Source organism: Sphingobacterium thalpophilum (genome assembly GCF_038396785.1).
GTDB lineage: Bacteria > Bacteroidota > Bacteroidia > Sphingobacteriales > Sphingobacteriaceae > Sphingobacterium > Sphingobacterium thalpophilum_A.
Window position 1 is genome coordinate 1,789,381 of record NZ_CP151087.1, and the last position, 15,342, is coordinate 1,804,722.

Here is a 15,342-nt window from a genome sequence, read left to right on the forward strand (position 1 = left end):
TTACAGATACTAAATACTAAAAATAATATCAATTATCCAAACAAAAACGACAAATTAAACTATTATTTTTAGTAATATCATTCTATTTTTGACAAAAGAATGTTCTCTTTCAGCTCCATTGACATAAATTAATTCCTATTTTTATGGCATGCAAGATTATAGTGCTACCCTAAAAAAATACATGCCCGAAGAAGCAGCACCGATTATATCCAACTGGATTAACCACACCCGCTGCCTATTTAAAATCTCTCGTTCAAGAAGTACGAAGCTAGGAGATTACCGTGCACCTTTTAAAGGAAGTCCACATCGCATCTCGGTCAACCATGATTTAAATTCATATTCGTTTTTGATTACGACTATCCATGAATTCGCACATTTACAAACTTGGAATAAACATCAGCATCGTGTCAAACCACATGGTTCGGAATGGAAGAGCAACTTTAAAGAGCTTATGGATCCTTTTCTAAAATTGAATATCTTCCCGGCTGATATCAGTAGCGCCATTCATCGCTATATGGAAAATCCTGCGGCTTCCAGCTGCACCGACCTCCACCTATTTCGCACCTTAAAATCATATGATACCGTCAAAACCAGTGCCCTTACGGTAGAATCCCTGGAGGATGGTCATTTCTTTAAACTCAAAAACGGGCGTTCATTTCAACGTATTGAGAAGATAAGAAAACGCTATAAGTGCATGGAATTGAGCAGCAAACGTATGTACCTATTCAATCCAATCGCGGAGGTATTTCTGTTGGAACAATGATTTTTGATAAATACATTCATTATATTTTTATCTTTGCTAACTTAGGAAATAAATAAAGAGAGCTTTTATGTTACACTTACACTCGACTATAGCAATTGTATTATTGCTAGCCCTGGTGATATCGATCGTGATCACCCTATCAAACTACCTTGGCAACAAACCGTACAACCGTAAAATTGCTTTATTGGGTTTTATCGCATCGCATATTCAATTATTGGTGGGATTGATTTTATTCTTTTATTTGAAGTATCCATCGATGATATCTGGTACCGTAATGAAAGATCCGGCATTACGTTTTAAAATCATCGAACACCCTTTGACCATGATCATTGCTATTGTATTGATCACAATTGGTTACTCGAAAGCTAAAAAGATTGAAAATGCCAAAAAAGCAAATCAAACAGTTATTATTTTCTACATTATCGGTTTGATCTTGATGCTTGCTCGTATTCCTTGGTCTACTTGGTCACTCTTCGCATAGTCTAAGATAATCTACAAAAAGGGCCTCACTGCAAATTGTGAGGCTTTTTTTGTATCTAGTAGAGACTGAGATTCCAGATTTTATCCCATAAAAAAAGCTGCAGTATACTGCAGCTTTCAAATATCTTAGTTGACTGTTAATTAGTCACGGTTTTTTCCAAATCCCAAAATTCCGAAAACGGTTTTGAATGCGATAAGTGCACCTACAATCATGGAGATGTTAGCTATTGCGGAAAACAAAAAAGTTTGTTGGCCCATTGCCGTACATACATCCGGTACAAAACGGATAAATGTACCTATTAAACCTAAAGCGATCGCTACTACCAATGTTTTGTAGTAATGAGTTTGATTCGCATTATTATCAGTTGTCTTTGGACCTCTTGGTTGTACAGTTTCTGCCATTTCAATTTCGATTTTATTCGATACAAATGTACAAAATAATCTATGTTAGAAAAATAAAAATGAAAAAACCAGTGATCATCAATTATTCTGGATATTTCTGTTCATATTTTTCTTTTTTTCGACTGTACTCATGTGGATGCTCTTTCGTAATATGAAAGCCACCACAGTGGATGCAACCATACGCATAGCGTTGCTTTGGCTTTCCTTCCCCACTACCATATCGGTGCTTCCTTCGATTTTTTCCCCGTAGCCACTTCTTATAGCGCCATTTTAACCACTGTATAAAGAAACCTGCTTCGCCCTTGCTATTAAAACGCACTTTACCGGTAGCACGGCATTTTCGACGTTCGATCAAGCTATTGATTTCGACAGATCTAAATACTTCATCCATAAATTGCTTTTTGCTGCTCATGCTACGTGTTCCTTTCTTATTTTATTTTCCTATTGCCTCCATTTAATTGCCTCATGGCTACCCGTTCATGTTTGTCTTCTGGGCAGAAGCTTATCATTCCTTCCTTTTCATGAAGCAGTATCCCTGCTTGGCGAATCGCAGCATATACGTCTTCCCTACCACTCTGATAGCAAATGGATACCGAAATATGTTTGTTCTTCGGAATACAATCCCATTTTTTTATTACAAATCCTTCCCAGCGGCTCATTTCATCAACGAAGACATACAAGGGTATATCTTTATAGATACGAATTTTTCGGGTCCACATCCGGGCATCTTCAAAATCCAGATTTGCCACATAGTCCATGGTATCTTGCACATGCTGATTTTTGCCTACATTTTTAGCTCCAACAAAAACAAAGTCTCCAGGACAGATTATTGACCGCCCTTTTTTCAGGTGGTAAGCGTAGACCTGCAACGTCCCATCATTTAAAATTGTCTTCATCATGCTTGTATCGGATCTAACTAAAAAGTCAGCGTGACGGGCAATTAATTCACCTTTTTCCGTACCTATAATCAAAGGAGCATTTTTGCTCCGGCTTTTAGCATTCACATAGGCCTCCCCATGTATGTACACTATAGTCGAGTCTCGTTTTACGATCGGATAGCTCAATCTGGACTGTGCATTTAAGCGTATCTGTGTCCCATCTTCCAGCTCGACTACACATTGCTGCCGCGGACCCGTATAAATATCCAGACTTGTCCGTCCATCGGCTACATCATTGGCTCCGTATTTTCTTTGGACACGTAGCAGGCCTTCTGTAGTACGGTTGATCACCACATTTCCAAGCTGCATTATTTCACCGAATGTATCCTGTTCTACCCTGATCCAAGAAGAGTCAGCAGATAGGACTAGACAAGAGGACTCTGCGAGCGGGATTTCTTCATTATCGCCCACGTTGAGACATTTACTATCCAAATGTAACATCACATCCTTTTTTTGCCTTGAAGAAAATAAGTACAGAACCGCAGCTCCCATAAACAGCACCAATGCCGCCGCATAGCCTAGCATACTGTATTGTTTTCTTTTCCTTTGTCGCCTGATGTCTTCTCCTCTTCTTTTTATTTCCTCATAATCAGGTGTCCAATCTCCCAACGAATCTTTAGGCAACCGACTTTCAAGCTGCCCTAGTACTTCGATGAGCATACAGTCATATTCGTCCTCCGAATAATGTACCTTTCTCTCCGCCAATTCTACCTCTTCTTTTTCTGTTATTATTTCCAGCAGCTGTTTTTCGATCAGCTCTCGAATTTTTGTAGTATCGCGTTCCATTTTCTTCAATTCTAATCTATGTTCAATTAATACTAGAACTCACTATTAGATAAGCATAACTTATCTTTTCTTAAATTATAATTTATATTCAATTATACCCCGTATAATTATCTTCTCAGGAGCCGTCGGATTTTGGCGAGTGCCCTACTCAATAGATTTCGAACCCGCTGTGGACGTAGATCATGCCGGATCTCCAACTCCTTATTGTGTAGGCCATGCACTTTGGCATCAATCAATATTTTCTTTTCCATGGGACTAAGCTGTTCTGCTTTTGATAAGACTATCTCCAGCATTTCCCGATAATGTAGTTCAGCGTCACTATCTTCACTATTCGGTTCATTCCGCAGTTCATCTATAGGTATTTTTCGATCGGTCCTTTCCTGCCGAAGCATTTTGAGTGCAATATTTTTTGCGATGACCATCATCCATACGAAAGGATCTTTACGTACAGCAATCTTTTCCCTTTCCACAAACAAGGTCATCAAGGTTTCTGAAATCACGTCCTTGACGAGTTCATCATCATTGCGAATAAAAATTTTAATTCGCTGTTTTAGCTGACTACCATGTTTAGCCATGATAAGCCTCAAACCACGGTCAGGCTCATTTACTAAAATTTCAAAAGGATCTTCTCCCATATCTCATCATTTAAGTACAACAAAGGCTTCATACAGCTCGATAACAAAAATAAAATACTCACAAACAGACAGTTATAAAATAAAACCATTTATAGTGGGTACATATTGCATCCTTATGGTAGCTATATATAAACAGGAATGAAATAATTGATTTTGGTAACACTAAGATACAAACACAAAACCGAATAAACAAATTTAAATATCTGATTTATAAATAGTTGCATTCAATATACGACCTGAAATTATACTGTTTAAAAAATGAAAACAAGAGCTTCACATATCACCGCTACCAGTATCCGCGCCTTTATGATCCTCTTTTGGGCATGGGTTGCGCTTGATAAGCTATGGGATCTGCCGGGCTTCCATCAGGCACTGATAAAACAACCATTTCCAGACTGGTGGGCAGGGATTTTGTTTTGGCTTCTACCATTGATGGAGCTGGCTATAGTGCTACTGTTTTCTATCCACTCTTTCAGAAAGAAAAAACATCTATTTTTTGATCCTTTCGCGCTGTCTGCATTGCTATTAACGGTTTTTACTGTCTACATCGTTCTTGGCGTCGCCGGTTTATACGCTCAAAAGCCCTGCGGCTGTGCTTCTGTACTGAGCGGGCTATCCTGGGGCGGACACCTTGTTGTCAACCTGCTGTTATTGCTGCTGTCCATATTGGGGTGGTACTTGACTGGCCCAACTACCCCCATGGCTGGGTGTAAGCGATCTAAAAAACAGGTCATTTTATTCTATACCAGGCGCTTATTGATTAACGTACCGATCTATGCTGTTATACTGCTGCGCGTCAAGAAATACAAAATGCGGTTTGCTCTCTTCCCGGCCGGGCCGGTAGAGCTATAAATTATGATACGTGAAGGCACAGCCCGTAAAAACAGATCCCGAGGCATAGGACAGACTGATGCACCTCGTTAAAGCAAAGTGTCGGTCAAAATAAATTAACATAGAGTTTTTTGTGGAGGTAAACTTTTTTTGCTACTATAAAAAAGGCCTCGGTATGAAAGCAATATCTTTCATCAAAAATAATGCAATGGCTATGGTAGCCGGCGCTGCAATTATTGGTTTTAGTTCGTTTAAGTTGGCAGAGAAAATCATATATCCGGCCGACGAAGTATGGTTTGAGTTCAATAGTTCCTTGAATCCAGGTGATTCTGGTTACGACACTGCGATAACCACACCAAGCAATTATACAAATACAGGCTCTGCCACAAATCCGTCACAATGTTCAAGTACACCGAAGGTATGTGCGGTAAAAGCTGAGCCCGACGGATCAGGACATGTGTCAGCTTCCACTTTAAATTCATTAAAAGCAGATATGTTAAATCCTTCAAGCAGTAATCCAGCTATTTCTAAAAAACCTAATGACTAATTTATACAGTCAGTAAATGCCCCTTAGCCTCTCGCTGTCTAGGGGCATTTATTTTGCTAAACGCTCATTAATTCTGTTCCATATCAGACATCTCTATCACTTTTTGCGGAAAAAGAAAGGTGAAATTTTTAACCTCATTTAAATCAATACTATATATTTTTCCCTCAATTATTCTCCGAATCTCCTTTTTCCCAATGTACTTATCTTCAAGTCTTCTCAGATCCATCCATCTTATTCCGCGTAGCAGAAGTTCCTTTCTTCGTTCTGCATAGATGAATTTGAGAAGCTCATCTTGTGCTGCTGGAAAAGGCTCGATAGCCACCGTACTACTATATCGTTTGTCCGTTAAAAATTTTATGGTTTTACTAGCAAGCGTCAATTGCCCTAGTCTGGCCTCACATTCAGCTTTTGTCAACCACAATTCTGCTGTTGTTATCCCATTAAATTTTTGTGCATTTGAGTTTCCCGAATAATCTCCAGTAAATGCGAAATAGCCGTCAGCCTGTTTCGAGAAGAATCGCGTTTTACGTAAATCACTATCTGTATAACTATCATACAGCACCGTATCAATTCGGAGAACTGACTCTCTTGAAAGATTTTCGGCCGCATGAATAGAAAAGAACAATACTTCGGGATTAAATCTCTCAAATGGATATTTTTTATCACGATCGATCTGGTTATAGTCCATAAGTTGATCATAAGATTCTAAAGCTCGGTTTGAAGTGGCTAATGCCTGTTCGTAATCCCCCATCGCAAGGTATACCCTTGAAAGTAAGCCCAATGCTGCATTTCTATTAGGTCGAGTTGGATACGTCACATTCTGATCAGTCAAATAATCAGATGCTAATTTTAGATCGGCAATGATAAGATTCATTGTTTCTTTTAGAGATAATCTTATGGGCTTATCATTTACATCAGTACTCATTTTCATTGGTGGTCCCAAGACTAATTCGGCTGTCTTTTGGTTATAGGCCGGTGCATATATCTGCGCTAAATCAAAATAGCTATACGCTCTAAAAAACAAAGCCATTCCCTCCAAATTTCGTCGATCCTTTTGATCAAGCTGAATCTTATCAAGGTGTTCAAGTACGGTATTAACATTAAGAATACGACTATAGGACACCCAATACCAATCGGCCAAAGGCTTTCTATCCCATATATAAATGGCCCTGTCAGACAGCTGACTTATTCCCATATATTGTTTATCCAATATAAAAAAATCATCCGAAGCAATATCGCCGACCGCTGCTACATAGCTTTGATTCATTACAACAGTATAGTCCATGAGGGCATAGAGATCAGATTTTGAGCTAATCGTAGCCAATGACATATCAGATTTTTCCTCTAGAAATTGGTTACATCCCAACATCAACATCATAACAATACCAATTACCATTTTTGTTGATAGTATATTTTTCATAATTCTTCTATTAAAATGTTAGTGTCGCTCCCATACTAATAGATCTTGGAGCTGGGATATTTCCGAAATATTCTGGGTTTATATCTTTTTTAGTAGCCTTCCAGAGCAAACCTAATTTCTCCCCCACAATAAATAAGACAAACGATTTAATTTTGGATCTACTAGGCAATGTCATATTATACTGAAATCGGAGATCTTGTAACTTAATATGATCTCCACGTTCGACCAAAACGGAAGCATCCTTATAAAATAAATCCGCTCCATCATCCAGTGGATAAACCATCGCAGGTACGTCTGTTAACAATTCATCTCCAGGCTGTTTCCATCGATCATAAAAATCTACATGACCATCATATTTCCCAAAAAGAGACTGATAACTTATGCTCCTTCTTTTAAAATAGTATTTTAAGCGATAGCTTATTGTTGCAGAAAGATTGAATTGTTTATAGCTGAACGTATTTCTAAAACTCCCAAAATAGAGGGGACGTGCAGAGCCCATTTTTTGGAGCACATCCAATGTCTTGCTACCCATTATATCCCAATATGCGGTACTTTTGTCACCATTTAGTAATCCTTGCGGCTTACCTTCACTATTCAAACCTTCCCACTTATAAGCGTAAAGACTATATACCATGTCTCCCGGCAGATTTGAGATCCCACCGCTAAGCACATAAGAGGTGGGCGATTGCTGATCCGTTAATGTTTTGACAATCCAATTGTTATTATAAGAAAATAATAGATTGCCTACCCAGTTTAGATCCCTCCAATTCTTTTTGAGTGTCAAATTTGCATCGAACCCCCTCGATTTAGTGTTGGCAGCATTCAGAACCATGGAACTTACACCCGAAGTTGGATCCAATGGCTTAGTATCGAAAAGATCAAAAGTACACTTATTATAGTAATCAATACTTCCGGAAAACGAATTATTCCATGCGCTAAATTCGATTCCAACATTGACATTTCGCAACTTCTCCCATCTAAGTTCCTTATTGGGTAAATTAACTATCCTCGCCATAGGATAAGGCACACTCCAATTATTATAACCAAAATATTGTATAGTAGTCAGGGCACTCATACTGTTATCCACATTTCCGCTATAACCCAACGATCCTCGTAACTTTAGAAAATTAATCACAGAGCTTTTGAAGAATTTTTCATTATGCAGATTCCAGCCAAAACCTATCGACCACAAAGGTGTCCATTTATTGTTCGTCTCTACACCAAATAAGTTTGATGCATCCCTGCGTACGCTTCCTGACAATAAATATCTGTTTTGGAATGCGTAATCCATGATCCCGTACAGCGAGACAAAGTTTGTGGTAATATCGGTGTTGGGATAAATGTTAAAGGGAATTGTATTGTTGCCACCAAGTCCGCCAAAAGTTGGATACTGTTTACTGAAATCTATATTCGAAACAAAAGAAAGATTTTCAGGGTTATAACCATAGAGTATATTACCCATAGAACCATCATCTTTGTTCCGCCATTCCGCCCCCGTTACAGCAGATACACTGTGCCCCTTAAAATCCGTTTTATAGTTTAGCTGTATCCGGAAATTTCGTTCTTTAGAAAAGCCATCCTGTTGCCTGAGTACACCTCCGTAAGGAAAATTGTAAATTAAACTCCCATTACTGATCTGTGTTCCTCTATTTATTAGATCGCGGGCATAAAAGGTATTTATAAAATAGCGTTCCTCTTTTTTCCTATCATAAGAATTGAATCTATATTTTAGATCAGCCGTAAGTCCCTTCAATAGAAATAGTTGAAGACCAAGATCAGCGAGCAGGTTTCTACTGGTTGTTACGAGAGGTGGTTCATCAATATAATCAAGCGGGCGGTATTTCCAATCTAACAGATTTCCAGCACCAACAGTATCTATATATGAAAGTCGATATTTATAGGGAACAGCGAGATTTTCTCCTCCCTCTTTCAATTTTAAATAAGGAAATGGATATCCATTATCAGAATAGAAATCCGTAGCTAGCGCACTAGTATTTTTCAGTTCATTGTACATCAGTCTACCGGAAAGATTCACAACTTGATTAAGCTTGGCTTCGATACTTAATTGGCTGCTAATCCGATTGGTTTTATCGCTGCGTAAACTTGCTAGAGACCGATCGTATCCTATTTGTGCCATGCCATTTAGTTTGTCCGCTCCTCCCCTAACTAAATAATTATATTGTTGTAAAGCAGCACCTCTATACATATATTTAAGCATGTCTTCACGCACATCTGTATGTTGATAAGGCTTAATTCCTGCAGCTAGCGCTTCATCATCTAAAACCCTTTTACGGTTAGCTTCTAATAGTTCAACCACTGGCGATATAACAGGTCGACTATTACTAGTTAGTTTTCCATTAAAATATCCTTTCTCAAACAGAAAACGCTCCACGGAAACCAGATCGCCACTAGAAATAACCCGATGACTATACAAGTCAGGTTTCGTATCCATTCGTATTGACGCTTTAAATTCTTGTTGCAAAGGCGTTTCAAATCGACCTTTTTTTGTGGTTAATACAATAACGCCATTACCAGCTCTTGCTCCCCATATCGCAGAAGCCGCACCATCTTTCAGGAGAGTCACACTCTCGATATCATTTGGACTTAAAAGATTGATATCTCCTTCATAAGGAAAATTGTCGACAATTACCAATGGTTTACTACCTCCAAGGCCGGCCTTCCGCAAGGTACTGACACCATGCATAAATATCTTAGGTTCAATAGGTTTACCATTATCATTAAACGAATATTCTGAACGATCAAAAAAGGTTCCTGTGGTTAGGTATTCTAACTTTGACAGCACATCAAAGCTAGCAGTCCTATCCAGCAGCACCTTATTAACTGTTTCATAGCTACCTACACTTCTAGTTTTATGAAGTGAATGATAACCAGAAACAAGCACTTCATCTATCAAAGCAGTATTTGAAGACAAAATCAGTATTTTCTTCACATCTTTGCTAGATAATTCTGTTATAAGACTCTTGTAATTAACATGGGAGATTTCTACCCGTATTTTGTCGAGATTAGAATTTATCTTGTAATTACCGTTATCATCCGTTTTAATAATCCGCCCGTCTGCAGCTATTTTAATGTTCACATCAGCAATACCATTTCCAGTTGAATCTCGTATCACCCCTTGATAAAGCCATTCGGCCCCGTGTTGGGCACGTACCTGAAGATTCCATGTTATCAATAATAGTAACATGGGGAAAAACAGCATATTTTTCATGTATAAAATTATTTTCTTATGATTTTAAACAATTGATTATATATTTGATTTGTTTTCTATAAGCCAATCTGTGCTATTGCTTTTCAACAGCAGGTATATACCCATAAGTATCAAGCTCAAGTTTCCCAAGCTTACTTACATCGGGAAAAGCTCCTTTATAGAACATAAGCATTGGAATTCTACAAATTTGTGCATACACTTTAAGTCCATGCATTTCGCATATCTTTTTTATTTCGTCTAAACTATAAGGACGATCTTCCAAACTAATTTTCGGCAACTTGTACAAGCCTTTCTCTATGAGTACAGGTGGCAGTTTAAACGATGGATGATTGAGATAACGAAGAAATGTATTTTTATCGACGGGTTCGTCAATATTCGAAGTAAGATTAGGCTTTCCCGCAATCATATAACACTCCATTGGCATCATCAAAAGTCTTGATTTAACATTAAGAAAATTATCAAGATCCTCAGCCAATTGAATTTTTAGTTGCTTATCAGAAACATTATGTGCTGCCAAATTTTCATACGTATAATAGTATTTACGTTGTACATCCAACCTAACATCTCTGGAATAAGTTCCCAAGGGTCTGGGCAATAGTTGAGTTATCAACTCCGGTGTTAGTATGATACGTCTATTAGGAAAGTTTGCCAGCCCAACAAAATCACTTCTTTCCTTATTATAATCAAAATAGGCTATTTCAAATAAAGACATCATATCCATATTGGGTATCAACCATCTCGTCATATTCGTATCCCTTTTTAAAAGAACATTACTGATCAATCCATCTTGAAAACCTAGAATAGTACGATATGCCAATGGTTGATACTGTCGCACATCTTTGAATGAAGACGACAATACAGTAGAACTATTCATAATAGCATCGTCCTTCTTAATTGGCATGTAGGGGTTATTATGAACAATAAGCATTTCAATTGCCTCCTCAGTGAGATATTCTGGGAGAGTGATTGAAACAACTCTTGTATTTGCTATAACAATCACATGAGGAAAGCCCATAGTCGGAAAATAATCTCCGAAAGTACTATCAATCGCCGTTACAAAACCGGTAATATTCTTTATAGGACTTTTATTAAGAGTTGTCAATACGCGCGCTCTTGATTGATTGACTACTGGTAAGACCTTAATCTTACCTTGAAATCTATTCTGTAGATGAAATAGATGAGGGAAACTATTTATACAATAAGTACACCATGTCCCCCAAAGATCTATTACAATTACCTTTTCTTTAAAATCATCGAGTGTAATATTACTTTCAGCCCCCGTCTTATCAAATATGCTTAAACTTGCTTTAAGTAAACGATCTGGGACAGTATCTCCTACTTTAAGTGCTTTTATAGCAACAATTTCATTAGGTTTGTTTCGTCCACTTGGTAACTGTGTCATGGATTGCCCACTTACAGCATAAATAGATAATAAATAAATCGCTATAAATAATATTCTTTTAAGATTAAAACTGCTCGTTGACAGTGAATTTACAATACTGTTCAGATGAAAGTCCGAAGAAAAGTTTTGTCCATTTTTTGAGATCAAATAGAGAGAGTTTAAATGGCTTCTTTTTAATATCTTAAGTATATGATATCCATACTGAAAGCCTACTACGACCAGGTTAAAAAGATACGATAATTTAATAGACAACCGGTTTTGGATTTCTAATTTATTTTGTTCTTGATGGAAAGAATGTTTTACAAGGAACAATTCCCTCCCACTCTTAAAAAATTGTTTCATTTTAAGGTTATATTTGAGACAGAGGATTGCTGAGAGCCGTATCGTTAACAGCTATCTCGCTACCCTCTGTGAATTAGTAAAATGGCGTATATACCGCAACATTGCGGCAGTATAATTATTGTAAATAATTGATTAATTCTGTATCGGAGGTAAAAAAGAGTGTTTAATAATACCTCCTACTCTGGAGGTTTCATTTTCCGCCGGAAAAAGTCTATCCAACCCAAAAAAGATTGGATAGACATAAAGCGATCTCTAGAAATTAGAGTTGCTTTTAACTCAATTCTGAGCACTGAAAAACTGGCATCAGATTTTATGAATTTCTTACGAAGTTTTAAGGTTTTAATATCCATGCTTTCCTCTATTCATTTTGTTTTTCAGGCTTCAGAATGAGGAAGAGTTTAATATTTATAATTGCTGCCACAAATATACAGAATACATTTAAGTATTCAAATAACACTACAAAATGTTTTTATATTTTATTGTCTTTTGAGAAATGATGTTTGATAAAATACAATTTTCGAAAGATTTTGGCCAGCACCTTAAAGACATAAGGGAAGGTAAAAAGATAAGGATTGGCAAAAAAATCAGTCTTCGGAGGCTTGATCAAATCTCAGGTATAGATCATAGTCATATTCATAAAATAGAAAAAGGAGAATCCTCCCCCTCTTTAATAACATTAAAATCTTTGGCTTTAGCTTTAGAAATTAGTTTGTTTGATCTAGTAAACTTCGAAAATTAATTATTGAAAGCTCTCAATTCGTTCCATACAAAGACGATCTGTGATTTTAATCATTCTCGCTAATCTTGAGCTGATTTCTTTCAGGTCCTCAAGTGACACCTCAAAATCCATTTTATATTTCCCGCTTATATAAGCTCTATTTAATACATCAAAAAGCCTTCTTTCATTACTATCTTTCACTTCGGGGAAAATTGCATTAAGTTCAGCTGAAATCATATTGACAGACCTCCGATATTTATACAAATTATGAAGCTTGGGTTTAATGCCCATAAAAACCAATAGAAGTGCGCTATAAATAGATTCTAAAGTCTGGAATAAAAACCAAAGTGTTAATCCAGATCTAGTTTTACCATTAATTGTCTTTTCTAACTTTTCAAGTGCAGTTTCGTAAAACTCATTAGTATTACCTATCCAAAAATCGTAATAGCTACTGATATTCTTTTTGATCTGTTCGATGGATAGAGGCTTAGGCTTTTTTAAGATACTATTGCCATTATTATATAATATCACTCCTTCGAAATACACAGGAACAAAAAAGAAATTACCCGTTACCAATTCCTTATTCACATAGTCAATATCATACATAAAGAAGTTGATATCAGGTCTCGCAGAGATTCTATTTTCCAGCTCATTAGCCAATTCGTACTCCTTTATATTGGTTTTATTTGTAACAATAATCAAGTCATAATCGCTAATGTAAAAGTAACGTATACCATCTTTCAAGTATACCTGATCTTTATACTCACCACGAGCATAACTTCCGTACAAAATGATCATATCCGGATCCACAAACTCGGCAATAACTTGTTTGATCGCCTCGATCTCCTTTAATTTATGCTTTGGTAATGATGAAGGTAATTGGGTATTCATAGGATAAAGGTACAGATTTTAGGGATTTGGGGCAAGCATATTAAAAGGAAAGCTACTATTTCAGCTTTTCGATTTCTTCAACAGAAAGGTTCAAAATATCTGCTATCATCTTAGCATCAAAGCCACTTTGTAACATCTTTATCGCCGACGCTTTTTTCTCAGCATCTCCTTTAGCCCGCTCTTCTCGCATACCTTTTTCAATCCCCTTCCGCTCTGCCTTATCCAATAAATATTCTTGAGTACCCATGATATCACTCCTTCCTAATTTTTCTTTTAATTCCTGTTCAAATATAACCAAACTATCCTGATTATCAAAGCTTACATAGTAGGCTAAAAAATCATACAATCCCTGTCGCGTTTCCTTATCCATCTTGCAATGCAGCATTTCCTGATAGAGGTCATGTTTCATATTCCTAAGCTGCTGGTCTGTCAAATCTTTGTTCAGAATCGCCAATAATGCCGTCAACACAACCACTGAAAACGGATTGTCGTTTGCGCGCAATGCTGACTCATCCTGATCTAATATTTTATAGCTATTAAACTCATAACGCAATAATCTCCTTCGCATCCGAAGGCAGCTTTTCCTTTTTTGCTACAGCCAATCCACTTTCCTTATCGTTACTAAGAAGCAGGCGTTCGTATAGATTCGTGTTAATCTGTCGTTCAAGCTGTCGGACTGTCCAATTATTCTTTATTGTCTCGGCAATATAAAACTCCCGTTGTTCCTCGCTATTAAGACTTAAAAGTAGCTTATATTGACTCCAACTCAATTGCGTCCACAGTGTAGACACAATTGGAAAAGTGCGATAAAACTGGCGGTACCAATTCAGTTGCCTATACGAAAAACCACTACCAAACTCAGGCTGTAATTCCGCTGAAAGATATTTTATGATATATTTTCCATAATCAGCTCGATCCTTGCCTTCCTGCTCCTGTTCGAAAATACGTTGGCCAATATGCCAATACATCAATGTGCGCTGATGATCGACAGCACGAATCGCATTATCTTTGGACTGTGCAATAATTGCCTTTATATCGGATACTAAAGTTTGATCGGACAACATAATTGTTTTATCAGGGATATTTTCATCCAATCTGCGCTATATTTAATTCGAAGTTTTTTTTAAATGAAATTAATGTATTATTTTTAGATACTATTGGCCATAATATTGAACAGACAATGAGATTAGAATATCCTATCGATAAAAATGATTACCTAATTCATCAACTTTTTTTGGCTTCGAAATCTGAACGAGTTAAAAAAAAACGTCAACGAAGTAAAACAATTTTTCTTATCCTCTTTCTTTTATTATCCTTTTTATGGGCAATGAAAACACAATATGCTGTTGCATCAATTCTTGCCATTACTGGGATATTATGGTTCTTCTTGTATCCCGTATGGGAAAGAAGGCATTACATTAATCATTACAAAGCCTTCATTAATGAGAATTATATTGGCATAGAAGGGAAAAGAGCTACAATTGAATTAAACAATGAGTATATCGTATTTAAAGATGAAGGCAGTGAGGGTAGAATAATGATCAAAAAGATTGAAGAGATATACGAAATACCCTCTCACATATTTATAAGATTAAATAAAGCACAATCTATTATTCTTCCAAAAGAAAGAATAGAGAACATTCCTGCTCTTATAAAACAATTAAAAGAAGTTACTTCTTCCGCGGAGATCAGGTATATTCGCGATGAAAATTGGCAATGGAAATAAACCGGATCAAAATACTTCTAATTTTCTGACAAATAGCCTTACTAATATGAAAAACCATTTCATCTGCATATGCACAATTGCCTTATATGTATATTTTGACACACAATGGAATAGGAAGCGATATTAGAATATCCCAAATCAGGGAGATAAGCTAAATACATTGGAATAACTATATTATTAGACTAGGTATCTGAGAGCGTGGGATTACAAGAATTACAGCTATTATGAGTTC

General features: G+C 36.9%; 16 protein-coding genes. 6 read left to right on the forward strand and 10 right to left on the reverse strand.

Annotation, left to right across the window (positions count from 1 at the left end):
- Nucleotides 1–148 precede the first annotated feature (148 nt).
- Nucleotides 149–763 carry a sprT domain-containing protein gene (locus AACH28_RS08090; protein ID WP_286778353.1) on the forward strand — a complete coding sequence of 205 codons (615 nt, stop codon included), beginning with the start codon at nt 149–151 and terminating at the stop codon, nt 761–763.
- A 67-nt stretch (nt 764–830) separates the two neighbouring features.
- On the forward strand, nt 831–1,244 hold the full coding sequence (locus tag AACH28_RS08095; RefSeq protein ID WP_286778354.1) for a hypothetical protein: 414 nt from the start codon (nt 831–833) through the stop codon (nt 1,242–1,244).
- 140 nt (nt 1,245–1,384) lie between these two features.
- On the opposite strand, the gene AACH28_RS08100 is transcribed toward AACH28_RS08095, so the two are convergent.
- The 4 genes from AACH28_RS08100 to AACH28_RS08115 form a co-directional block, all read right to left on the reverse strand.
- Nucleotides 1,385–1,645, reverse strand: a complete 261-nt coding sequence (locus tag AACH28_RS08100) for a hypothetical protein (protein ID WP_312338898.1) — start codon at nt 1,643–1,645, stop codon at nt 1,385–1,387.
- Nucleotides 1,646–1,727: 82 nt separating this feature from the next.
- Nucleotides 1,728–2,036 (reverse strand): hypothetical protein, encoded by a 309-nt coding sequence (locus AACH28_RS08105; protein ID WP_286778356.1) that lies wholly within the window; start codon nt 2,034–2,036, stop codon nt 1,728–1,730.
- 37 nt (nt 2,037–2,073) lie between these two features.
- On the reverse strand, nt 2,074–3,369 hold the full coding sequence (locus tag AACH28_RS08110) for a FecR domain-containing protein (RefSeq protein WP_286778357.1): 1,296 nt from the start codon (nt 3,367–3,369) through the stop codon (nt 2,074–2,076).
- 107 nt (nt 3,370–3,476) lie between these two features.
- The gene (locus tag AACH28_RS08115) at nt 3,477–4,004 is read right to left on the reverse strand and encodes an RNA polymerase sigma factor (RefSeq protein WP_286778358.1); all 528 of its coding nucleotides are present in this window, start codon (nt 4,002–4,004) and stop codon (nt 3,477–3,479) included.
- 258 nt (nt 4,005–4,262) lie between these two features.
- On the opposite strand from AACH28_RS08115, the gene AACH28_RS08120 reads away from it, so the two are divergent.
- Nucleotides 4,263–4,856 (forward strand): MauE/DoxX family redox-associated membrane protein, encoded by a 594-nt coding sequence (locus tag AACH28_RS08120; protein ID WP_286778359.1) that lies wholly within the window; start codon nt 4,263–4,265, stop codon nt 4,854–4,856.
- Between the two features lie 154 nt (nt 4,857–5,010).
- Nucleotides 5,011–5,382 (forward strand): hypothetical protein, encoded by a 372-nt coding sequence (locus AACH28_RS08125; protein WP_286778360.1) that lies wholly within the window; start codon nt 5,011–5,013, stop codon nt 5,380–5,382.
- Nucleotides 5,383–5,449: 67 nt separating this feature from the next.
- On the opposite strand, the gene AACH28_RS08130 is transcribed toward AACH28_RS08125, so the two are convergent.
- From AACH28_RS08130 to AACH28_RS08140, 3 genes are all read right to left on the reverse strand, one after another.
- Nucleotides 5,450–6,802, reverse strand: coding sequence for a RagB/SusD family nutrient uptake outer membrane protein (locus AACH28_RS08130; protein WP_286778361.1), 1,353 nt, complete (start codon nt 6,800–6,802; stop codon nt 5,450–5,452).
- Between the two features lie 10 nt (nt 6,803–6,812).
- Nucleotides 6,813–10,007, reverse strand: a complete 3,195-nt coding sequence (locus AACH28_RS08135; RefSeq protein ID WP_341832686.1) for a SusC/RagA family TonB-linked outer membrane protein — start codon at nt 10,005–10,007, stop codon at nt 6,813–6,815.
- A gap of 97 nt (nt 10,008–10,104) precedes the next feature.
- The gene (locus tag AACH28_RS08140; protein WP_341832687.1) at nt 10,105–11,775 is read right to left on the reverse strand and encodes a TlpA family protein disulfide reductase; all 1,671 of its coding nucleotides are present in this window, start codon (nt 11,773–11,775) and stop codon (nt 10,105–10,107) included.
- Nucleotides 11,776–12,268: 493 nt separating this feature from the next.
- Here AACH28_RS08140 and AACH28_RS08145 point away from each other — a divergent pair, with 493 nt between their 5' ends.
- The gene (locus tag AACH28_RS08145; protein ID WP_286778364.1) at nt 12,269–12,514 is read left to right on the forward strand and encodes a helix-turn-helix domain-containing protein; all 246 of its coding nucleotides are present in this window, start codon (nt 12,269–12,271) and stop codon (nt 12,512–12,514) included.
- On the opposite strand, the gene AACH28_RS08150 is transcribed toward AACH28_RS08145, so the two are convergent.
- From AACH28_RS08150 to AACH28_RS08160, 3 genes are read right to left on the reverse strand one after another with little or no spacing between them, the layout of a single operon-like run.
- Nucleotides 12,515–13,384 (reverse strand): nucleotidyltransferase domain-containing protein, encoded by an 870-nt coding sequence (locus AACH28_RS08150; RefSeq protein ID WP_286778365.1) that lies wholly within the window; start codon nt 13,382–13,384, stop codon nt 12,515–12,517. It lies immediately after the preceding gene.
- A gap of 55 nt (nt 13,385–13,439) precedes the next feature.
- Nucleotides 13,440–13,952, reverse strand: a complete 513-nt coding sequence (locus AACH28_RS08155) for a hypothetical protein (protein ID WP_286778366.1) — start codon at nt 13,950–13,952, stop codon at nt 13,440–13,442.
- A complete protein-coding gene (locus tag AACH28_RS08160; protein WP_341832688.1) occupies nt 13,927–14,478 on the reverse strand; it encodes a DUF1016 N-terminal domain-containing protein in 552 nt (183 codons plus the stop codon). Before AACH28_RS08160 ends, AACH28_RS08155 begins: the two co-directional genes overlap by 26 nt.
- Before the next feature lie 86 nt (nt 14,479–14,564).
- Between AACH28_RS08160 and AACH28_RS08165 the strand changes: the two genes are divergently transcribed.
- Nucleotides 14,565–15,110 (forward strand): YcxB family protein, encoded by a 546-nt coding sequence (locus tag AACH28_RS08165; protein WP_286778368.1) that lies wholly within the window; start codon nt 14,565–14,567, stop codon nt 15,108–15,110.
- Nucleotides 15,111–15,342: the final 232 nt, after the last annotated feature.